Origin of the sequence: Fibrobacter sp. UWB3 (genome assembly GCF_002210405.1) — a bacterium.
Classification (GTDB): Bacteria; Fibrobacterota; Fibrobacteria; order Fibrobacterales; family Fibrobacteraceae; genus Fibrobacter.
Window position 1 is genome coordinate 48089 of the sequence record NZ_MWQJ01000015.1, and the last position, 22084, is coordinate 70172.

Annotated in this window: 15 protein-coding genes; 1 reads left to right on the forward strand and 14 read right to left on the reverse strand. The window is 51.0% G+C overall.

From position 1 onward, the window contains the following. Positions 1-123 precede the first annotated feature (123 nt). From B7991_RS14120 to B7991_RS14180, 13 genes are all read right to left on the reverse strand, one after another. Positions 124-2019, reverse strand: coding sequence for a hypothetical protein (locus B7991_RS14120; RefSeq protein WP_088631400.1), 1896 nt, complete (start codon positions 2017-2019; stop codon positions 124-126). A 131-nt stretch (positions 2020-2150) separates the two neighbouring features. Continuing rightward, positions 2151-4868: a helicase C-terminal domain-containing protein gene (locus B7991_RS14125; protein ID WP_088631401.1), complete on the reverse strand. Its 2718-nt coding sequence runs from the start codon at positions 4866-4868 to the stop codon at positions 2151-2153. A gap of 13 nt (positions 4869-4881) precedes the next feature. Further along, positions 4882-6651, reverse strand: coding sequence for an Ig-like domain-containing domain (locus B7991_RS14130; RefSeq protein ID WP_088631402.1), 1770 nt, complete (start codon positions 6649-6651; stop codon positions 4882-4884). An 8-nt stretch (positions 6652-6659) separates the two neighbouring features. Next, on the reverse strand, positions 6660-8009 hold the full coding sequence (lepB, locus tag B7991_RS14135) for a signal peptidase I (protein ID WP_088631403.1): 1350 nt from the start codon (positions 8007-8009) through the stop codon (positions 6660-6662). A 12-nt stretch (positions 8010-8021) separates the two neighbouring features. Then, positions 8022-8786: a LytTR family DNA-binding domain-containing protein gene (locus tag B7991_RS14140; protein ID WP_088631404.1), complete on the reverse strand. Its 765-nt coding sequence runs from the start codon at positions 8784-8786 to the stop codon at positions 8022-8024. A 12-nt stretch (positions 8787-8798) separates the two neighbouring features. Next, positions 8799-9224, reverse strand: a complete 426-nt coding sequence (locus tag B7991_RS14145) for a copper resistance protein NlpE N-terminal domain-containing protein (protein ID WP_088631405.1) — start codon at positions 9222-9224, stop codon at positions 8799-8801. 46 nt (positions 9225-9270) lie between these two features. After that, positions 9271-10152 (reverse strand): formylglycine-generating enzyme family protein, encoded by an 882-nt coding sequence (locus tag B7991_RS14150; protein ID WP_088631406.1) that lies wholly within the window; start codon positions 10150-10152, stop codon positions 9271-9273. A gap of 33 nt (positions 10153-10185) precedes the next feature. Beyond that, a complete protein-coding gene (locus tag B7991_RS14155) occupies positions 10186-13569 on the reverse strand; it encodes a hypothetical protein (RefSeq protein WP_088631407.1) in 3384 nt (1127 codons plus the stop codon). Between the two features lie 112 nt (positions 13570-13681). Then, the gene (locus B7991_RS14160; RefSeq protein ID WP_088631408.1) at positions 13682-14455 is read right to left on the reverse strand and encodes a hypothetical protein; all 774 of its coding nucleotides are present in this window, start codon (positions 14453-14455) and stop codon (positions 13682-13684) included. A gap of 6 nt (positions 14456-14461) precedes the next feature. After that, positions 14462-16375, reverse strand: coding sequence for a hypothetical protein (locus B7991_RS14165; RefSeq protein WP_088631409.1), 1914 nt, complete (start codon positions 16373-16375; stop codon positions 14462-14464). A 20-nt stretch (positions 16376-16395) separates the two neighbouring features. Beyond that, a complete protein-coding gene (locus B7991_RS14170; RefSeq protein WP_088631410.1) occupies positions 16396-17157 on the reverse strand; it encodes a PASTA domain-containing protein in 762 nt (253 codons plus the stop codon). A 15-nt stretch (positions 17158-17172) separates the two neighbouring features. Beyond that, positions 17173-17883, reverse strand: a complete 711-nt coding sequence (locus tag B7991_RS14175; protein WP_088631411.1) for a Crp/Fnr family transcriptional regulator — start codon at positions 17881-17883, stop codon at positions 17173-17175. 20 nt (positions 17884-17903) lie between these two features. After that, positions 17904-19187: an adenylosuccinate synthase gene (locus tag B7991_RS14180; RefSeq protein WP_088631412.1), complete on the reverse strand. Its 1284-nt coding sequence runs from the start codon at positions 19185-19187 to the stop codon at positions 17904-17906. 211 nt (positions 19188-19398) lie between these two features. Between B7991_RS14180 and B7991_RS14185 the strand changes: the two genes are divergently transcribed. Continuing rightward, complete coding sequence (locus B7991_RS14185; RefSeq protein WP_088631413.1) at positions 19399-19866, forward strand: hypothetical protein; 468 nt, start codon at positions 19399-19401, stop codon at positions 19864-19866. 73 nt (positions 19867-19939) lie between these two features. On the opposite strand, the gene dacB is transcribed toward B7991_RS14185, so the two are convergent. Further along, a complete protein-coding gene (gene dacB, locus B7991_RS14190; RefSeq protein ID WP_088631414.1) occupies positions 19940-22081 on the reverse strand; it encodes a D-alanyl-D-alanine carboxypeptidase/D-alanyl-D-alanine-endopeptidase in 2142 nt (713 codons plus the stop codon). Positions 22082-22084: the final 3 nt, after the last annotated feature.

Here is a 22084-nt window from a genome sequence, read left to right on the forward strand (position 1 = left end):
TGAGCGGTGTAAACCGCGAAGAATCCAGTCAAGTCGGACGGACTTAGAATTCAGTAAAAAGGAGATGCCGGCTCAATGGCCGGCATGACAACACCCAAAACAAGGATGACGGGAAGTTTGCGCTTACGCTTGCGGGGCGGAGGCCTTCTTGCTCAGGACCTTGATTTCTTGAATAAACGAAAGGTCGAGCGAGAACTTCTCTTCCTTGCCGCTTTCCTGGATTTCGACCATCGACGGGGATTTCGCGAGATGGAGCGCATGCACGTAGAACATCTTTTCTTCGAGCTTTGCGTTTCGCTTGGTCTTGTCCATGATCTTTGCTGCAAGCGGAGTGCCCACGGTCTTTGCGTAACGGAGGACCTTCACGAGGTCGAACGTGCTCAGCTTCTGGTAAACGCTACCGTACTTGGTAGAATCCATCGTCGCCTGGGCAGAGGCTTCGTCAGCTTCGTCGCGCAGTTCGTAGTCAATCTTCTTTGCTTCGGGCCATGCAATCGAGAATTCGGCCTTCCATTCTTCCTGGGCGGCAGGCGTGCGGTTTTCAGTCGATTCGCCTGCATACGGGAAGAAGCCGTAGTTCTCGAGAATTTCGAAAGCACGAGATTCCAGTTCCGGATTCAAAATGAAGCCGTAACCCGGGATGTATTCCTCGGTGCATTCCATGAACTGCGGGAAGCGGGAAAGTTCACTAAGGACTTCCTTGCTTTCGACCTTGAGGAGTCGGGCCGTGCGCACCTTGGCGCCGTAGAACGAGGCGTTCCATTCGGCAAGTGTCGAGGAGACGTTCTCAGGCGGCTTGAGCCAGTTGCGGAGATTTTCGACTTCGGATTCCGGGAAACCGCTCTTGAGGCCAGCGACGTACGTTTCTTTTTCGAGCGTGAAGCAGAGGAACGTTTCGTCGTTCTTGACTTTCGCCAAGCATGCGAGGGAATAGAGCACGCGCGGAGCCATGCCGGTCGAGACGACCAAGTCAAAGTTCGGGAGCGCGGTGAGGTTTGCTTCAGGAATCGAAGCGATAGAGGTTTCGAGCCAGTCCTTGCCGGACTTGCTCACGACAACTGCGGTCACCTTGCCTTGAGCCATGCGGAAATCAACAAGGCCCAAAATCCAGAGTTCGCAAAGCGGACGCGGCAGGAATTCCCACGGCAGCACCTTGTTCTTTTCTTGCAGGCGATAAGACGGATCCATCACCCAGAAGAGCTGTGCGGCGTCAGCAGCGGAGAGGCCTTCGCCAATGCTAGTAAGCAAGCGAGCACAAAGGTCGCGGTCGCCATGGAAACGTTCCTTGATCCACCAGGAAATCACATCTTGATGGAGACGGAAACCATTCTTGTGGATAAAGTCAATAGCGGATGCGGACGGGAGCAAGAAGGTGTTTTCGCGTTCGAGCCAGCCGTTCTGCACGAGGAAACTGAAGATGAGCGAGATTTCCTGTTCGCAGGCCTTTTCAGAAGCGTGGCGGGAAGCGGTAAACACTTCGGCGCAGATCTGACGGCCACGGCGGTGGAGCGTTCCGTTCGTGTTGATGCGGAGCTGCTTCTTTTTTGCGTTCGCAAGCACGACGCAAATATGCCAGTCCAAAAGGTTCTGGTAAGAAATCAGCGGAGACGTTGTGTCGATTTCGCCTTCGGGCTTGATATCAAAGCAACCGATAAAATCGCTAAAGCCCATGTAAATCGGAGTGCCACCCACAAAAGAGCGGTAAAGCACGTATTCACGGCACATCGTAAGGAGGAACGTCTGAAGTTCGCGGTTCTTGCTTACAGGAACCGTCAGTCGAAGTTCATTAAACGCAAGACCTCTGGAGCCGCTATTATAAATCAAATTCAGGCAGCGACGCTGCCACATTTCCATCTTGGAAAAGAGTCCCGCAACGCGTTCCTTATCGGAATAGTAAGAGAGCGTTTCGGACTGGATGAGAGCATTGTTTAAAAGGCCCTTTTTGCCGAACGCCTTCGCGTGGGCGTTACGAAGCAAGGGCTTGGACATTCCATCAAAAAAAGCACTTAAATCAAACATTATGCACCTTAAAGCAGGGTGCCAAATATAATAAAAATCACGCGGTTAGTTAAGGGGCTACTCACGTGAACAGGTGTGAGAAATGCCCGCCGGTGGCGGGCATGACTAAGTCCGGGGTGACAACGCAAGATTTACTTCACGAAGCGTTCGATGTCGGAGACGGAGCCTGCGATGCGCTGCTTGAAGTTCCAAATGCGGGAGAAGGTCTTGCCGTAGCGTTCGAGGACAACGCGATTGTCCAAGATGAGGACTTTGCCAGAATCGGAATCGGAACGCAAGAGGCGACCCATGCCCTGACGGAGTTCGATGTAAGCTTCCGGGATAAAGTAATCCTTGAAGAAGTTCTTGTTTGCCGCCTTCATCTCGTTCGTGAGTCCGGCAACAAGCGGATCGCTCGGGTTCGGGAACGGGAGCTTCGTAATGACGAGCAATTTGAGCGCATCACCCGGGAAGTCCACGCCTTCCCAGAGACTCTGGCAACCGAGCAAGCAAGCGCCACGTTCCTTACGGAACATCGCGACAAGGCCATCAAGCGAGCCATCGACATGCTGGCAGAGCAAGAGCTTGTTGCGTTCGGCAAATGCCGGGGCAAGCACAGCCTGAGCCTTCATCATCGTTGCGACACTCGTGAAGAGCACCATCGTGTTTTCTTCGACATTCGGGAGCACCTTCAAAAGCGTATCGTTCAAGGCATCGCCAAATTCCGGAGCCGAAGGCTTCGGGAGGAACTTTGCGACCATCACGGAGCGGCGTTCGTTCACGTCAGACTGTTCCGTATAAACGCGCACGAACGGCTGTTTGCCCAAGCGCAAATTGTCCATGCCCATCTTCTGCAAGAAGTACGTGAGGTCAGCCTGCACAGAAAGCGTTGCCGATGTAAACGTTGCAGACTTGATCCACGGATAGAATTTTTCCCTCCAGACATTACCGGAATGGAGCGGGAGCGCATGCAGCTTGATGGTATGCGGGTTGAACGGTTCTTCCATGTAGAAGACCCAGTCATTGCGGCCCGCCTTTGTAACAAATTCAAAGTCCGAAATGAAGTGGCTGATTTCAGTCATGCGGCTATCGAGATCGCTCACGATACCCTTGAGACCGTCCATGTTCGCTGTGGCAGCGACGAGCTTTTCGGCAAAGCCACGTGCATTATTGTACTGTTCGAGGAACGTTGCCGGGTCCGCTTCGTATTCGGCGAGGATGCTATTCGTGTACGTAAAGCCGCTGCGGCCATTCTTCTGCTTGGCAAGCTTCTTGCCGATTTTCATGAAGAAGCGGTGCAGAGCCTTTTCGGCCTCGCCCAGAGCTTCGGAAAGCTTGTCGCAGAGTTCGTGAAGTTCCGGCTGTTCTGCCGGGATACGGCTTGCAATTTCTGCAATGAGGCCATCGCCACCCGCCTTAGAAGGCTCAAGCGTCTTCGCAATGTTTCTGAATCCGAAGAACGAGATGGAGCGGCCAAACACCTGATTGCTGATTTCGGGCAAGCGGTGTGCTTCGTCAAACACGATGTGTTCGTAAGATGGGAGCAAAGCAAAGTCAAGCTGCAAATCCGAAAGGAAGAGCGAATGATTCACAAGCACCATGTTTGCATTCATGGCCTTGCGCTTTGCAATGAGCGCCGGGCAGTTTTCGTGATGCGAGTGATTTTCGCCGCTGCAGCAAGAGGCGCTGCACGAGAGCTTGGACCAAAGCACACGATTGCGGCTCTGGCTAAAGGAATTGCATTCGTTGATGTCGCCCGTTTCGGTCGTGAGGACCCACGGAATGAGCGCCATAAAGGAATCGCGTTCTTCGGCGGAGAGGAGCGTCTGCGGGTGCATCAGCAGTTCTTCGAACTTGCGGAGGCAAAGGTAGTTGTCACGGCCCTTCAAAATCGCCGGGCGGAGTTCGCCATTGTAAATCTTTGCAATCTGCGGGATGGCTTCGGTCCAGAGCTGTTCCTGCAAGGTGCGCGTTGCCGTACTGATGAGCACGCGTTCGCCCGTGATAGCCTTGTTCGCTGCAGTAATGAGGTAAGACAGAGTCTTTCCAGAACCGGTCGGAGCTTCGAGCACGCAGAGGCCGCCCTTGTACATGTTGCGTTCCATGACCGAGGCAAAATCCTGCTGGTTGTGGCGCGGCTTGTAATCATCGACGACAAACGAGATGAATCCGCCTTCCTTGAAGAACTCGCTTACGCGCGGAGCCTTGGACTTGGGCAAAGCTTCCAAAGCAGGAGCGGCAGGCAACTTGTACTTCGGAGGAGAAAGCTTTTCGACTTTCGAAGTGAAAAGCGTTTCGTAGTCGGAACCCTTGGCCACCATAGAAAGGGCGTCGTAAATCCACGGGTCCATCGTAGAAATCTTTTCGAGAGCCTTCACGAACAAGCGTCCGCATGCGTCGGCATCGGGCAAGGCACGGTGAGCGCGGCTACGTTCAATGTTCAATTCCTGCACGAGCGTATCGAGGCGATGGTTCGGCACATCCTGATATGCAATGCGAGAAAGCGTGAGCGAATCCCAGAACACGTGGGAATCGTAAGAAATCCCAACCTTCGTAAACGTCTGCTTCAGGAACTTGGAATCGAAAACGGCATTGTGCGCCACAATCGGGAGGTCACCGACGAAAGAGCAAATCTGGCCTGCAATCGTCGCAAAATCCGAGGCGCCTTCCAAATCGGCCTTGCTGATTCCAGTAAGCGTTTCGATAAAGGGGCGAAGTTCCGCAGAATATGGCTTTACCAGAAAATCAAGATTTTCCTTCGGCTCGCCATTTTCAAAGCGAACAAGCGCGACCTCGATTATTTCGTCTTTTTCGAAATCGAGACCTGTCGTTTCCAAGTCAAGCGCTACAAATGCAGGAATCTTTACCATCTTAATCCATCCTTTATGGCAATGCCGGAAGGTTCGGCATCAGTTGTTCTAAATCGTTTGCACCACTCTGAATCTTTAACGTATCAAGCGGAGCACGCCATGCAGAACCGTATTTGAAAGGCTGCAAGGACCCGCCATTTGGCAAATCCGAACCCTTTTCTGCATAATAATAGTCAATAATATAACCGCCCTCAACGAGATCGTTAAAGGCAAACACCCCATGAGCGGAGCACTTTGCAAATTCATACTTTCCAGTTTCTACAGACTTGAGGCGGACTATAGCGCCATCTTTTGCGCCAGGAATTTTGCCTACCATCGAAGCGAGTTTCAACTTGGAAACAGTCTCGAACGTGAGTTTATTTTGATACTTTATCTCAATGACCGTATCGCGGACGCCATTGCTGTCGGCTTTTGCCAAAGTGGTATCTTGATAACCACGCAACAGGTTAAACTTGGAATCAGTCGGCCAAGGTTCGCTGCGTTCGACAACATAGCGAATCGGATCAATCTGCTTCACGGTAACCTGAGTCGTATCCTTGTTTTCGACGATAAAGAACAAGTCCTCCAAGGAATCAAGTACCGGTTTATTGTAAATCACGACAAGCGAATCATCCGGGAAAGCATTTTTCGCCTTGCCCATAATCTTGACCGTCTGGATAGACGGAGGGAGCGTATCGCCTTCCATTTCCTTCCATTCGATTTCAGCATAGTTACGAGCCGTATCCAAAGCGCGGTTCAAAGAATCTCGACCGTTACGGCAAAGGAACTTGTACAAAACCTCATCTTTCGGCTTCGGGTCAAAGTAGAAACGTGGAACACTCGACGTTCCAAGATACACAAGTCGCGGATAAAGCGTATCGCCATTAGAAGAAGACAAATAGCAATTGGAGGTATCTGCAAAAGCGGAGTCAAAATACACATGGCGCGTAAAGCTTGCTTCAAGAATATTGGCATTCGGCTGCGAGAGCGTTCCCATTTCCAAAAGCGATGTATCCTGGTCGGCAAGAGCAATCCAGAGCGTGTCATTGGTCGATTCCGTGAGTGTCAAGTCCGAAATCCAGACGCCCGCCATTTCCGATGACGGCTCAATTTTGTGGTTGCCGTTTCCGTCCACAAAAGCAATCACGCGGTAAAGCCCCGCCTTGAGGCCTGTAAATGTGAAACTGCCTATGCTATCCGCAGCCGTGAGATAAAGCGGCTCTTCTTTCGTAAGCATCGGCAAGGAATCCAGAACCTTCGTAACCGTATCGCGGTACTTTTCGAGATAGCGTTTGGATTCACGTTCAGGGCCCATCAAGTAAAGTCCAACACTCGGATAAGCCTTTTTGCGGACAAGAGAATCCGGGACCATCACACGTCCGCTAAGCGTAAGCGAATCAATCGTAGCACCAGTCGAGAACACGACCTGGAACGGTTTCGCCAAAGCGTTTCCGCGCAAGTCCTTGATGCCACCTGCAAATGTCACGGTATAAGTCGTACCCGTATCGAGTTCTGCACGCGAATAGACCTCAAGAGTCTTGCCATGGACTTCGTAACGCAACTTCTTTTCAATCGGAGGCGAAATCGTGATAGCGCCACGCGGAACAGAAGCGTTGATCCACTCGTCAAATTCCAGTTTCACATAAAGTTCATTCGGGTGGTTCGCCGTCTTTGGCGCAGGCAAAACCCCGGCCACACGCGGCGGGAGCTTGTCTTCGGGCCCGCCTGTCGGAGCCACTTGCGTTGCGCAAGCGGCAATCATCAGGCACGACGCCAAGAAATATGCCACACTCGAAATCTTCATTTGCTTCTTTACTTAATCAAGTCAATAATCTTGCCTATGCGTGTGAAACGGATACGGAACGGGATGCGCCACCAAGTCAGCGGATTGCCAAGCGCAAACTTTCCATCATCATTTTCAAAGGAGAAGTAGATGACAAAAGCCTTGGCGCGGATGTTGCGGAGCGAAACCACGCCCCAGTAGCGGCTATCGGCGGAATTGTCGCGGTTATCGCCCATCATGAAGAACTGCGGGTACTTCACGACATAGCGGTCAATCTTTTCGGAACCGATATAAAGATTGCGCTGGATCTCGAAATGATTCTTTTCGACAACTTCAGCAGAATCGGTAGAATCCTGAGCAGGAGATGCCACATTCAGGCGATTCACGTTCCCTTCAAGGTCCTGGAGAATCGAGCCTTCAAAAGACACATAGCTGACCGGGCGCGTAAAGCCGCTATTCAGCTGAGGATCATGCGGGTCAAGCATCGGCAAGAAACCGATCTTTGCAAGTTCCCTAAAGTAGCTGAACGGCATTGCACCAGACAACGTATCGCCAAGAGTCAGGCGCTGCTGAATCACAGTCTGGTTTCTCGAAAGCATGGCGTTGAGCAAAAGGCCGCGATCGTTTTCGACCGGGAATCTAAAGTCGTTGAAAACGTAATTGTTGTTTTCGCGACCATCGCGCAAAAGCGACAGAGACAAGTACACTGAAGAATCCGGATTTTCCTGAGCCACGAGCGAACGCAACCACCAGAGCTTCACCATCGGGAGCGAATCGACATAGAGCGTATCGCCAACAGAAGGCACCACGAACTCTTCGACTTCATCGCGCGGCGACTGGGTGCGGACACTGGCCGTCCACTTTCCGAATGCCGGGAGAGAATCCTGACGCTTGCCGTTCAAGAAAAGCTTACCGCCATGAATAGCGACCGTATCGCCGCTCACCGCGACGCAGCGCTTGATGTAATCTTTGGGGCCATCGGCATAATGTACAATGTGCGGCTGATCCTTTTCAGGAGAATGGTCCCAATAATAGTTGCCAAGCATAAGCGCATTGAACAAGTGCGTGTAGCGCTTGGGATTGTTGTCGGGATATTCCGGTTCGCCCGGATAGCGGAAGATGACGACATCGCCATGCTTCGGTTCGGCGTATCCCGGGAACTTCTGGTTCGAGAACGGAATCGGGGAACCGTAAGTAAACTTAAGACCCAGCAAGAAATCGCCCGTCTTGAGGGAATCTTCCATGGAGCCACTCGGAATCTGGAACGCCTGAATGACGTACTGGATAACGATCAGCGCAAGGAGAACCGGGACAACAATTTCACGCGTAAAAGATTTCAAGAATTTCTTTGCTGATTTTTTCTGAGGTGTCTGTTCCATCAAAACTCCAAATTACAGACTCTTAACGGTCTTAACAAAATTACGGCTCACGGCAATCTGCGTACGGTTCTTATCGCGAAGCACGACACAAAGGTGCCCGCTATCCGTCTTACGGATTTCGGAGATGTAGTCTATCGCCACCAGGTGTGCACGGTGGACTCGGACAAACTGACGCGGATCGAGTCGCTTTTCAAGTTCCACAAGCGTCTGGTCAATCACGTACTGCGATGTGGTCGTATAAGCGGTCGTGTACTTTTCTTCGCTCTGGAAGCGGATGACTTCGTCCATGTTTATGAGCAGAATGCGGTCTGACTGTTTCACCTGCAAACGCTGCATGTATAGCCCGCTTGCACTCATCAGTTCCTTGAACTTTTCCCAGGAGAAATCGGCAGGAACGCCCTGCCCACTTTCAATAGGCATGCGCTTGCGCAACTTTGCCATAGTCGCCTGCAAGCGTTCTGGATCGATCGGCTTCAAGAGGTAATCGACGACATTTTCTTCGTAAGCGCGCAAAGCAAAGTTATCGTAAGCCGTCGTGAAAACAATAAGCGGAATATCGTCTTCGTTGAGCGTTTTCAGAACTTCGAACGCATCCATGTCGGGCATCTGGATGTCGAGGAAAACGACATCGGGATCAAGCTCGTGGATTTTATCAATCGTCTGCGCACCCGAAGAGGCTTCGCCCAGAATTTCAATTTCACCCGAATACGCTTCGAGCAAGGATCGCATACGCACACGGGCCAGCGGTTCATCATCGGCAATTAACGCAGTAAACATATTTCCTCGCTCTCACTTAATCTTTTTATAGAATCGAACAAGCACCGCTTTCATGCCATCGGCATCACGATAAACATCGCCCATTTTCATAAAGGCAAGGTTTCCGACCCTATCGCGCTTGAACGCCCACTGGATAGAATTATCCGAAAGGCTTACCTTTACAATGCTATCGGCAAAGACGAACGTTCCGCGAAGCGTATCGACCTGCACAGAATCTTTCAATGTCTTTTGAACGATCTGGGCCGTGCCATCCTTGAACAAATCCATATCGACACCGCGCTGGTTACAATCATCACACGGCATACGACCTGAATAAAAGCCAAAAACATCCGCAGGGATCTCTACGGGCGGCAAATCAGGAAGCGGTTCCTTCTTTTCTTCGGAACAGCCCACAAAAAGACCACAAAGCATTGCGGCTAGCGCATAGGCATACTTCATGCGCAATAATCTAAAAAATTTCAAACAAGACGAAAGGAACGAAGCCTTAAAAACCGGTAGAATAGACCAGTCTAAAGCCAAGAATAGCCTTGGAATCAGCCGGGTCCAGCTTTTCGCGTACCTTCGGAGCAAGTTCGGTTACCTTGTCTGACCAACCGCCACCGCGAACAATGCGATATTCGCCCGTTTTGGGACCCGTATAGTTGTCGCTTTGTTTTTTAGGATAAGCGTCGTACCAGTCATTGACCCATTCAGCGACATTCCCGGCAACATCATAAAGGCCATAGCTATTGGGAGTTTTTTTCGCCACTTCGTCAGGTCCGGAAGTTTGTCCATAATAAGCGTATTTAGACGCCTTGTCTTCACCCCAATAGTAAGTCGATGTCGTGCCGCCGCGGGCTGCAATTTCCCATTCATTTTCAGTCGGGAGCCTGATAGATGAAGCAGAATAATCGATCGTCAAATCGACCAAGGCAGAATCCTTGGTAATCGACTTGTAAACATAGGCTGTATCAAGCCCGGCCTGCTTAGAAAACGCATTACAGAAAAGAGCAGCACGGAACCAGCTTACATTGGACACGGCACGTTTTTCGCCCTCTTCAGACTGCCTCGGCAGTCCCTTCATAACAAATTCATAGACTTCTTGAGTCACTTCGGTCGTCGCAATCGTAAACGCATTTACGCCAAAGGAATTTACGCCTCGCGTAATCGAAGACTTGGGGATTTTTACCCAGTCGAACATGCCAAAAACGGTAGGATCGATACGCGAAGAATCCGCACTTGCAGACGATTTGGAATCCGTACTTGCGGGCTTTTTTTCATCTATCGGGAAAATCTGTTCGCCCTCGACAGGATCGCCGCTTGCCGTACATGCATTGAGCATCAAAACAGCAAACGGCAACAGCCACAAACAAAGTTTACGATTCATGGTTTCGCCTCCTATTCGCGGTCTACTCTACCGCTAGCGGACAACACCGACGCGGTAAAGTTTCTGTTTTGTCTTTCCACTCTGGAATTTGACTTTCAGACGAGCGGTATAGACATCACTGCCGAGATTGCGCAAGTCGAGATTCGCCTGGTTCATGCCGGCAACACCATCCGGAATGTCCGTCTTGAACACGCACAGTCCAGTGATATCGTAAATTTCAAGCTTTATCGACTGCGGCTTTGCGCCAAGATCCATCCGCGCCTTCGCATTGCCACCGCGGACCGGGTTCGGATAAATAAAGAAATCATTGATTTCGTCTTTTGACTTTTTCGCATCGACATCGCCAAGCTTGGAAGCGTCAAAAAATCCCGTGCGTTCATTGCCGCCTGCAGGAATCGACCATGCAGCGGCATCACGTTCAGCACCATTGGCAGCCTTGTCCAGACGGAATGCAGAAACGCTGTTCCTATGGAACGCATAAAGTTCCGGGCCCTTGGAATCCTTGACCGCATCCGTTACGAAGATGCTCATCGGAACAATCTGCGAGAGAGAATCGATCATTTCAAAACTGCCTGCCGCAATCGGGAAGCGTTCAGAAATACGTTTACCCTTTCCGGTATAGGCATAGACAAGACCGTCATTCGAAGGCACCAGAATGTCGGGAATCTTATCGCCAGTCACATCGACAACGAGCGGATCGCTATGGAAACCGTAAATCGGGGCCCCACGGTTAATCGTCACCGGGAAGCCATCGACCGGAATGCCAAAACGGTCAAGCGCATAGACCAGGTTATCGCCAAGGAACACAATTTCAGGATAGCCGTCGCCATTGATATCGCCAAGCGCCATGCCGGACTTTTCGTCCTTGAGGCCACTTGTTCCACGAGAACCGCGCTTGTAATCGCGGACCCATTCTGCCGACAGCTTGCCTTCGCCAAGCTTGACACTTGCTAGAGTACCGCGAGAACCCAACATGACAGCCTCGACAGTTCCGTCGCGATCCAAGTCTGTACAAGCCACACGGAACGATTCATTCCTAACAGCGGAAACTTGCGCATAGCCCTTCTGCTTGCTGAAGCTCGGCTTTGCACCGGCATTGTTTTCGAGAGCAAACTTGCGCATAAAGATCTTACCTTCTTCACCGACAACGACGCCAAAGAATTCATCCTTGCCAACTTTGCAAAGCGCCATATCTTGCGGGTGCAAAAGATCTCCAGACGAGGTAAACGAACGAGTCATTTTATCCGTCAAGTTCACGGTCCAGAATCCGGAATCCGAAGCAAAGAACAGGTGAGAATTTGCAACAATCGGCCCAGCCGTAGCAGACTCCAGTTCCATCACGTCTTGCATCGGGACGCCCGCATTCAGGGATGTGCGGACCAACTTGTCCTTGTGCAGCGAGTAGACGCGATCGCCGTCGCTAGCAAGCCCGACAAGCGCACCGAAGCCCTGGCCCAGACGATACAGCGGAACCTTCTCAGACAACTTTTTCTGGGAAAGGTACTTTTGCGAGATTACCGTATCCGCCATGAAAAGCGTATCGCCAAGGGCGTTCATCGCCTGAAGCGTACCATCTTCAGAGGCAAACACAATCGCCTTGCCCGTCTCGTCATCTTCGTAATTGACAAATACCGCACCGCGCACAGCAGTTTCAAGGCCTGCGTTTTTCGGGAACTTCGAATTTTCGATGCTGCCGTCATCAATGCTAATCGTCACGCGAATGACCGGAGATGCAAAGTTGACAACGCTATCGCCCATGAATGCATTTGCAGTCTTTTCGATACGAGCGTTTTTCGGAACCTCTACAGAAATCTTGATTCCAGTGTAACCGCCCTGCGTTGTCGCCGTATTGGCATAGCCTGTCGGAGAAATGGTCGTCACGGTATCCGTAGGTTTCTTGGACTTTGAATAACGAGCATGCGGAAGCAGGTCCGCACCGCTACCGAAGTCCTGGGTATCTTCGCCAAGGGCGTTCTTGAATGTTTTACCAATGCTCAAGACTCCATCGGATTCCACAAGCGAAAGCCCAAACTGGTGATCGCGAACGAGCTCGCCTCCCCACTGGTTTGCAGAGCCGTATTTTACGGATTCGCGCAAGTACCAGTCATTGACCTTCCAAACCGCAATACCACTTGCCGGGAGAGCTGCATCAAAGCTGTTCACGCCAAGCACAAGGCCGCTAGCCTTGTCCGGATTACGCTTGCACTTGCCCTTGGTGCAAATGCTGTCTTCAAAGACCGTATAAAGGCTATCGGCAAGAACCTTGCGGATTTCAGTCGTATCTTCATTTTGCTTAGCTTCGCCGAGATAGACTTCCACCTTGCCGTCCTTGTTCCATGAACGCTGACGATTTTCGATAAGGAGATATTCGCTTGCGCTGAGAGGCACTTTCACGATTTCTGTACCGAGACCGCTACCCGCCGCCGCAATATCGACCGTCACCGGATGGCCCGCCGTCGGACGGACATCCTTGACCTTCGACCAGCCCATATAGGAACGTTCCCATGCCGCAGGCAGTACCGGGAAGAACCCATTGCCCGCATTGTAGCCTGCAAAATCCATCATGTCGAAATAGCCAAGACGAGAATATCCCTTGACATCATCGAACGTATTGGGCATTCCAAGTTCACGGCCAATCTGGTTTACGACAATGCCGTTAATGCCCCAGTTGAGTCCATCCTGCGATGCCGTTTCACTCACGACCATGACAGATGTCACCGTGTCAATCGCAGCGCCCTTCAAGATAAGGCCATTTTTCAAGGAGTCCTCGGCAATGTACACTTCCGGAAGGGAATCGTTCTGCAAATAAGTCCAATATTCACGAGAAACGTAAATATCCAAAAAGTCACCCGGAGTATTTGCGCCCTTTGTCCCCATGCTACCCCCATCCGTCAGGCGGCTTGCACCTGCGTGGGCAATCATGAACACGCGCTTTGTATTCGAATTTTTGGGAAGCGGGTCGGCAAACGGGGAACCATCCTTAGACTTGTGCGCGGCCATGATGGCATCATACACAAAACGGATATAGTCATGGCTACGGGCTTCATCGTACTCGGCAGTCTTTTCGCCTTTCATCTTCTGGGTACGATTGTAGTCGATCATCGGCTTGTCGATTTCGAAAACAGTAGGCCAGACGGTCGCCTTGATATAAACATTGCCGCCACTGGCTGCCTGGTAATAAGCATTCGCATATGCCAGATGCTTTTCCCAATAATGCACGCTCTTTCGGTTTTCCGAAGGGTCCAGATTATACGTCGCCGTATCGGAATCAAATCGCCCCGTACCGGTCGTCAGCGAATTGTTCGGCGATTCCTTCTGGAACTGCACACGCAGCACATAAACATCGAGCGTATCCACGGCATGAGCCAAAGAGAACACGCCTAAAAACAATGCAAAGATCTTAGCATTTAACTTCATGATTATAATTTACTAAAAAAAGAACTTAGAACTTAGAGCTTAGAGCTTAGAACCTTCATTCTGAACGACGGAAGCCGCAAAGATCCCTATGATGTCGGGAAAAACGACGATACTACTCGCCGATACGCTGGTAAGTTCTCGGGATGTTAAGGCGCCAGGTGCCAGAACCAAAGGACTTGCCGCGGGAGACTCGCTTTACGCGGAGTTCGAGGAAGCGTTCCGATTCACGGACAAAGGAAATTTTCGAGGGTGTTTTTATGCCCGTGAATTCCTTATATTCTTCGATGTTTAACGTTTCGGTTTTACCGTCACGGCCAAGCGTTTCGAGCCAAAGGATTTCCCCATCCTTTTCAGCGTAGGTATAGTGGCGCGTCAGAACATCGCGGGCTTCGTGAATTTTTACAACGGAGGAATCCGAAATCACGGAATCGCGCACGGAAATTTCTTCAAGACCTTCGGGAATCACGCGACCTTCAAAGAGCCCCGCCACCTGGTGGATATGCACTAGCGGAAGCGACGGATCATTCAAGAGGCCAACCATATAGCCAGCACCCTTTACGTACATTTTTTCGGTCGGGAATACCATCTGCCAACCTTCAGGCAACCACAAGAGCGAGGCGACACCTATGCCAAGCGACCCTGTGAGTTCCATGCGGTAGCGCTTGCCGGGCACAGAAAAGAGTACGGCATCCAAATCTTGCGACTTTCCATCTGGAGAATAAATGGTCAACGAGAAAATGGCCTTGAGACTATCGGCAGGGGTTTCGACATTCTGAACAACCGGAGATGTTGCCGGTTTTCCACCGGTACAGCCCACCAGAAAAAAAGCAAGACACAGGAGTAAAAAGAGTCCCCGCAAAAAGGCGCCAAATCTTGCCAAGGTCATAAGAACCTACTTCTTTTTACCAAAGAACTTCAAGGCGGCAGGGTGCTTCGGGTTCAGCTTCAAAAGCTTCTTGTAGGACTTGCGAGCATCCTTTTTCAATCCGAGAGCTTCTTGAATGGCGCCCATATGTTCCCAGAACACGTCATCACGGCTCATCTTGCTATGGTCAATCAGCTGCATAGCCTGATAAGCTTCGTCATAGCGGCCCATGCGGTACAGGCCCCAAGCCTTAGAATCAAGGTAAGCGTCCCTCGATTCGCCATCTTTTTCCATGGCAAGCGCATCGAGCACAAGCTTATAGCCCTTTTCAACTTCGGCTGGCGTACGGTTCAGTTCGATGAGCGAGTAGCCATAATAATTCAAAGTCGAAGCCATCTCATGCGGCGAGAATTCAGGCATTTTCAAAAGGACTTCAAAATGGCGGAAAGATTCATCATAGCGCTTGAGGCGTTCCAGGTTCATGGCTATCGAAAGGCGCACACGGCTATACGAAGAATCCTTTGCAAAGAACTTGTCGAGCATAGCCTGAGCTCTGGTACGGTTATCAATAGCCTTGGCCTTCTTGGCAGAATCAGCTCTCGGATTTTTTTCAAGGTCCAAGGCTTCGCCGATGAGCGCTCTCGAATAAATGTCGAGAACTTGCAAATACTTGATTTGCGCCTCGTTTTTCAGTTGCACCAGATTTGCAGAATCGACAACACCAGGGAGCGGTTTCCACGTTTCCCAGAATTTCATGAGGGAATCGAGCAAGGGGAACGCCTTGTCGTACTTGTCGGCAAGAGCATACACAGAGGCAAGCAGCATTCTCGTATCGCCGTTCGAGACGGAATCGGACTTTTCGGCGTACTTGATAGCCTGTGCATAGTTTTGTTCGCTTGCAAAAATATTCACGAGCCCGAGGAAAGCGCGGTTAGCATATTTCGGTTGGCCCTGCAACTTGTCGACAGAAGCGAGCAAGTGGACCTTGGCGCTGTCACGCATATCGACGTCGTATTCGTACTGACCGATAAAGCAAAGTACTGCAGGTGTCTTGACGCCGTCTTCGAAATACTTCTTTCGGGCAAATGCATAGGCGCTGTCGCCCGTCATAGACGGGAGCACCATAATCGTCATTTCTTCGTCTTCGGGCTTGGCGCTCGTAAGCGTATCCACAATGGCGGCGGCTTCCTTAAAGCGCTTCATCGCCATAAGGCCGCGGACCTTTTGCAAAAGCATCTGCTTATCGCCGGTCGCCTCATGAGCCTTGCCAAAAAGTTCAACAACAGCGGAATCACGGCCAAGATCCAGGAGGAGCGAAAGCTGGCGCTGGAACAATGTAGAGATGTAATTGACCTTCGGCAAAAGAAGATCATAAATGCGGACAAGCTCATTTTCATCGCGGACGGCTTCAAGGAACAGGCTATAATCGTAAAGCAAGGCCATGTCCTGATAATGCGAAGAATCAAGCCCCATCACAAAGTACTTGCGGCAAGAATCGGCTTCGCCCGTTTTCACGTAGAGTCGAGCAAGTAAGGCATACTGAGCAGCAGTGCGTTTGCCCTTAAGCTGGGAGGCCTTTTTAGCTTCGACAAGAGCCAAAGAATCTTCACCGGCAGCGACCAAGCGTTCTGCCACGCCAAAGCCTAAATAGCGGCTTGTCGGGTCTGCCTTATAAGCCTGTTTCCAGAAGAAATCTGCCTCACGCTGGTTGCCACGCATTTCCATGCTTTTTGCAAGGAAGAAAAATTCATGAGCCGCTTCCAGGTCCACTTCGACCTTGGGCTTTTCGGCTTTAGCCTCGACGGCCTTCTTTATGAGGGCGGAATCCGCAGCAGTCAAAACCGGAGCTTTAACATCATCCTTTTTTGCAGGTGCAGAAGAGCAGGCGCACAGCGCTGCCATTCCTAAAGAAAGCACCCATGTAAAAAAGGCATGACGCATTAAAAACTCCCAAAACAACTCTAGTCAGCAATAATAAAGTTCACGCGCGAACCCGGCTTCAGATAGTCCCCATACTTCGGAGACGTTTCAAGAACAGAACCGGGACGTGCACCATCTTCACTCTTCTGACGCTTAACGGACCCCACCTTGAAGCCGAGCCTATCCATTTGCGGATAAACTTCGTCCATGAGGATTCCTTCAAAATTGGGGAGCAAAATTCTACCGGTCGTAACGCCAGCCGAAATCACGACTTTCACCGTATCGCCAACGCGAACCGTATCGCCCGCAATCGGAATCGTGCGGATTACGACACCACGGGGAATGCTCTGGTGTGCGCCCTGGATCGTACCGCCATTAACAAGACCAGCACGGGCAAGCGAGATATCGGCTTGCTTCTGGCTCTTGCCACGCAAATCCGGGATGATCACCTTGCGAAGACCAAGGCTCTTCGTGAGTCTTACGGTACGGCCGATCTTTGCCGTGCGGCCAGCCTTGGGCATCTGCACAAGAACCATGCCTGCCGGCACCTGAGAGCTGTAACGGCCTTCCTTGACCCATTCGAACTTAAAGCCCGCTTCCGTCAATGCCGTTTCTGCGGCCTTTTCCGTCATGCCTTCGAGATTCGGCACCTTGCCCGTACTTGCGAAAGCCCCTGCAAATGCAGGCATCAAAAGCTTATCGACCATAACGACAAGCACGATTACGACAACGATCCAAATGACGAAAGCCTTGAAAATGGCGGTCTGTCTAACCTTGTTCCAAAGCGACTTTACTTTATTCATAACAAATTCTTGGGTTTAGCCCTTAGTGGCTTTTTCTTGAAGCGCATCTTCGTCAAAAATGACGATATCCTTGCCGGTCATCGCAATGGCATTTGCCCTTACCAGCAAAGAACAAATTCGGCTTACCGTTTCACGAGTCGTACCCGACATGTCAGCAAGTTGCTGCTGCGTCGGACGATTATGGATAACAGTCACCATGTTTCCGTTATCTGTATGGATACGGACACCACGTTCCTGCATCAAGTTGAGGAGCGTTCCTGCCACACGGCCAGACACAGACATGGTCGAAAGAGAACCAATCTGCTTGTTAGCCTTGCGGAGTCTCTTGCAAAGTTCGCTCATGAGCGCCATGGCAATCTCAGGAGACTTGCGAAGCAGGCTCAAGAACGATTCACGATGAATGACGAGCAAAGTAGCATCAGTCACCGTACGGACGGAGGCGGATCGGGGTTCGCCGTCAATCAGCGACATTTCCCCGAAAAAGTCCCCGCGTTCTAGGAAAGACAAAATGGTTTCGCGGCCATCGATGCCGGTCATATAGACCTGCACAGAACCAGTGGCGATCAAGTACAGAGCCTGCACCGAATCGTCACCTTCCAGGACCACAGTTTCATCGCGATTGAAGTTCTTGACGATTACCAGATTGGCAATCATCCCTAACTGCTCTTCATTGAGCTCCGAGAAGAGCTCGACGCCCTTCAACAAATCAACAGCGGATGTATCCATTCTATTTTCCCCTTTTTATTTTAGTCGAGATCAACAACGATGCTCTGATCGCGCTTAGCACCGATAGAAATCATACCGATCTTCACGCCAACAAGTTCGGCCATGCGGTCGAGATACTTGCGAGCGTTAGCCGGCAATTCTTCGAGCTTGCGGCACTTGGTGGTATCGCACTTCCAGCCCGGCATTTCTTCGTAAACCGGCACGCAACGTCCGACCTTGGAAAGCTGGTTCGGGAAGTTTTCGATCGTTTCACCATCGCATTCGTAGTGAGTGCAAATCTTGATAGTGTCGAATGTATCGAGCACGTCGAGCTTGGTAATAGCGAGGTGCGTAAGGCCATTCACCATGGCAGCCTTGCGGACCACCGGAGCGTCGAACCAACCGCAACGACGGTTACGACCGGTCGTTGCACCGTATTCGTTACCGATCTTGCGGAGCGTGTCGCCCGTTTCGTCCAAAAGTTCCGTCGGGAACGGACCGTTACCCACGCGAGTCGTGTAAGCCTTAACGACACCGACAACCTGGTTGATAGCCGTGGGGCCAATGCCTGCGCCGCAGCTTGCGTAACCGGCAACCGTGTTGCTGGAGGTCACGAACGGGTAGGTCCCCTGGTCAACGTCGAGGATAGTGCCCTGAGCACCTTCGAACACGAGGCGCTTGTTTTCCTTCAAAGCCTTGTAGAGCATTTCGCTCACGTCGGCAACGAACGGCTTGATCTTCTGGCCGAGTTCGAGGTAGTCCTTGATGACCACTTCCGGATCGATTTCCGGAACATCGTACATCACCTTGAATTCTTCGTTGTGGACCTTAGCCATAGCTTCGACACGCGGACGGAGTTCGCGTTCGTCCATGAGGTCGCCCACGCGGACACCGATGCGGTTCACCTTGTCGCTATAGCACGGACCGATACCGCGACCCGTAGTACCGATAGCAGCCTTGCCGGCCTTCTTTTCCTTGGCCTTGTCCAAGGTAGAGTGGTACGGGAGCACGACGTGTGCGTTGTTAGCGATGAACAAGCGACCTTCCGGATTGATGCCCTTCGTGTGGAGGTCAGCAATTTCGTTCAGAGTCTGGATCGGATCGAGCACGACGCCGTTACCGATGACGCAAATCTTGTCCGGGTGCATAATGCCCGAGGGAATAAGGTGGAAGACGAACTTCTTGTCGCCAACTTCCACAGTGTGACCGGCGTTAGCGCCGCCCTGGAAACGCACGATGATATCTGCATCGAGCGTTAAGAAATCTACAACCTTGGCTTTTCCTTCGTCGCCCCACTGGGAGCCGATAACAACACGATTTGCCATAAATCCTTCGTTTTATTTCTTTGACAACCGAAACGGTTTCCCCAAGGTACTTCCCTGGAGCCCTTTTTCGCCATAAAGATAGTAAGAGCTACCATAAAAAGCGAACTTTACGCCCAAAATTAACTCACAATTTACCCCTAAAAACGAGGTCAAATCAAGGCGTTTCATTTTTGCGCGCTCCCGTAAAATACAAATTTCTTATCTTTAGGCCATGCCTGAAGAAATTACATCGCAGATTAAGAGACTTGCGCCGCTTCTCGAAGAAGATTCCGAAGTTTTTCGCGAACTCACAACATTTTTCAGCCCTGATGCAAAAATCAACATGCATCGCGATGATCTTTCAAAATTTCTTCAGGACAACAGAACGTACCAAGTGGTTCGCGTGAGCGGCAAGAGCTACAAGGACTGCGTTTACGAGCTTGTGGACAACCACCCCGAGACGATGGACGCGATTGGCATGTTGCGCTACTACAAGGCGCCCGCCGGGAACATCAAGTGGGAAGAGGTCGAAGTAGCCGAAATCGCAATGGGCAACGAGCTTACGATGAACGCCTACGGGTGGGCACCCGACGCCTGGACAATTTTCGAAAACAACGCATTCGACGAAGCCACTGCACCAGAAGACAAAAAAGGCGACTACAGCCTCGTGGCGATAGTCGCGCTAGATTCTTTGCTGTAGTACCGTGTAAGGCGATGCCCGCTCGGCGGCGGGCATGACAAAATACAATCAGCTATTGACCAATGGCTAACAGCTAATGCTGTATAAACTTGAAGAAGGTAACGCCGGGGACTTTGCGGGTCTGCAAGTATTCGGCGAGCGGGACTTCGACAACCTGTTTCTTTTGCGATGAAGCATGGCGCAGCACCGGCTTTTGACCCGGATAATAAATTACAAATCCCGTGTGCGTAAGGTCGATTTTATCGGAGGATCCGACAATACCGATACCGAGAACCTTCATTGCGCCCTTGTGAGTTTTCTTAGCCACTTCAATAGCCTTGTCCAACGGCACATAACGAACCTGAATAGGCTTTTCCTTGCCCGCAAATTTCACCTTGTGATTTTCAAAGAACTCTTTCTTGGGCATAGTGCGTTCAACAGAAACTTCGCCTTCCATCGGGATGACCTTTGCATACTTGCCCTCACCCACCCAGTCATCGAGCAGGTAATGCTTACGATTGAGGAAACTCACCTTGCCGCCCTTGTAACGAAGGCGCTGGAGTTGTCTGTACAAAGACTTTTCGCTTTTCGCCATCGCAAGCGCAACGACATGTTCCAGGTACGTCACGCAATCCACGGAGTCTAGATAAATTAACGGTTTATCTTCAACCGGGTCCAAGTGGCCTTCGCCCATCGGTCCAAGTTTATACGGAGTCCCAATCAGGATTTTAGAGAAGTAATCCAGACGCTTGTTGAGTCCGCTAACACCTTGTGCATCGAGCCACAAGGTCTTCATTTGCAAAAGCGACTTGTAATTATTGTTGGTGTAGCTGATAAGGCGCATCCAAAGCGTATCAAGAACATCCTTGCTCTTGCAATCCGGATTGGTGTTGGTTCCGTTCAAATACATCGCCGCCGTAAGCGTATCGCCATCGACCGTGTAGATGTAGCCCACCAAGCCATGGACTTCGGCAATGTAGCCTGTCTTAAAACGGGTAAGCCACGGGGCTTCCAGATTCACCATGCGCTTTGCGCCCGAGCCCACGCCTGGACTTGCAAAGCTGTTGATATAGTACTGACCATTCGGATGGCGAGCCATCTTAGCAAGCAATCTCGTAACCGTCGAGGGTTTCACCTTGTTTTCCGGAGAAAGACCGCTGCCATCGAAAACTTCAAAATCGGCCGCTTTCAGTCCTATTTCCTTAAGGAACTTGCGTTCTGCCTCACGGCCACCTTCAACACTGCCCTCGCCTATAATCTGTGCACCGAGATTGCGCAACAGCGTTTCGGCATGGAAATTCTGGCTGCGCTGATTGATTTCATCGAGAATGCTCAGGAGCGGAGCTGCCGAGAACGAGAAGGTTTTAAGCTCGGTATCATCTTTAGGATTATCTTCTTTAAAGACGATACCACGGTTCTTGAGCGCATACATGAATGCCGCCCTAAAATACCCAATCGGGTTTCGGATCGGGAGCACCATACTTGCAGAATCGACATCCTCGCCAATCGTCCCACCGAGCGTAATGATGGACTTGTCGGGGTCAATCGCATACACCCATTTTTTCTTGAGACCTTTGACCGTCTTTAAGTTGTTCACGACCTTGACGTAATTTACATCCGGTTCAATCGAGACTACGGCCGTATCGCCGCGGAAGTACCCCGGCCAAAAGCGAATCGTCACGCAATTATCGTTAAAGCCAAGTGGGCCAATTTCCGCACCATACCAAGAATCGTAATAATTGCGGCGCCAGTTTTCCGCTTTCCACGGACCCGTGTAATAGCTCGTGTCCAAATCAATCCGCCCAACAATGGTATCAATGCCCATCGCCTGGATGGAATCCGCCATTGCATTCAGAATGTAGAATGGATCGTCGTAGTACCTTGCAGAAATATTCGGGTCGCCTTCACCACGGATGCGGATAGAGCCCAAGAGCGTACTCTTCTGGATATCGCCAAGCACCGTAACATCCGTTTTCGGTTCATAGTCAAGCGGCAAAAAATGAATAGCGGCTGCCGTTGTCAAAGTCTTGAGCGTACTTGCCGGAGTGAAGAACTCATTGCCTTTCACGTTCCCGATTTCTCGCCCCATCTTGACAGAGCGAAGAGACATCCCAAACGTCGTCCCTGGCAAAAGCGAATCCACGTAGCTTTTATACGAGGCTACATTGACATGGGCAAAAAGCGGTGCTACAAGAAACGGCAGCAGACGGGACGTAACTTTAAACAACTTATTCATGGA

Excerpts from the sequence above, each read along its gene's own strand:
- B7991_RS14120 (WP_088631400.1), bottom strand. The coding sequence starts at position 2,019 with ATGTTTGATTTAAGTGCTTTTTTTGATGGAATGTCCAAGCCCTTGCTT.
- B7991_RS14125 (WP_088631401.1), bottom strand. The coding sequence starts at position 4,868 with ATGGTAAAGATTCCTGCATTTGTAGCGCTTGACTTGGAAACGACAGGT.
- B7991_RS14130 (WP_088631402.1), bottom strand. The coding sequence starts at position 6,651 with ATGAAGATTTCGAGTGTGGCATATTTCTTGGCGTCGTGCCTGATGATT.
- lepB (WP_088631403.1), bottom strand. The coding sequence starts at position 8,009 with ATGGAACAGACACCTCAGAAAAAATCAGCAAAGAAATTCTTGAAATCT.
- B7991_RS14140 (WP_088631404.1), bottom strand. The coding sequence starts at position 8,786 with ATGTTTACTGCGTTAATTGCCGATGATGAACCGCTGGCCCGTGTGCGT.
- B7991_RS14145 (WP_088631405.1), bottom strand. The coding sequence starts at position 9,224 with ATGAAGTATGCCTATGCGCTAGCCGCAATGCTTTGTGGTCTTTTTGTG.
- B7991_RS14150 (WP_088631406.1), bottom strand. The coding sequence starts at position 10,152 with ATGAATCGTAAACTTTGTTTGTGGCTGTTGCCGTTTGCTGTTTTGATG.
- B7991_RS14155 (WP_088631407.1), bottom strand. The coding sequence starts at position 13,569 with ATGAAGTTAAATGCTAAGATCTTTGCATTGTTTTTAGGCGTGTTCTCT.
- B7991_RS14160 (WP_088631408.1), bottom strand. The coding sequence starts at position 14,455 with ATGACCTTGGCAAGATTTGGCGCCTTTTTGCGGGGACTCTTTTTACTC.
- B7991_RS14165 (WP_088631409.1), bottom strand. The coding sequence starts at position 16,375 with ATGCGTCATGCCTTTTTTACATGGGTGCTTTCTTTAGGAATGGCAGCG.
- B7991_RS14170 (WP_088631410.1), bottom strand. The coding sequence starts at position 17,157 with ATGAATAAAGTAAAGTCGCTTTGGAACAAGGTTAGACAGACCGCCATT.
- B7991_RS14175 (WP_088631411.1), bottom strand. The coding sequence starts at position 17,883 with ATGGATACATCCGCTGTTGATTTGTTGAAGGGCGTCGAGCTCTTCTCG.
- B7991_RS14180 (WP_088631412.1), bottom strand. The coding sequence starts at position 19,187 with ATGGCAAATCGTGTTGTTATCGGCTCCCAGTGGGGCGACGAAGGAAAA.
- B7991_RS14185 (WP_088631413.1), top strand. The coding sequence starts at position 19,399 with ATGCCTGAAGAAATTACATCGCAGATTAAGAGACTTGCGCCGCTTCTC.
- dacB (WP_088631414.1), bottom strand. The coding sequence starts at position 22,081 with ATGAATAAGTTGTTTAAAGTTACGTCCCGTCTGCTGCCGTTTCTTGTA.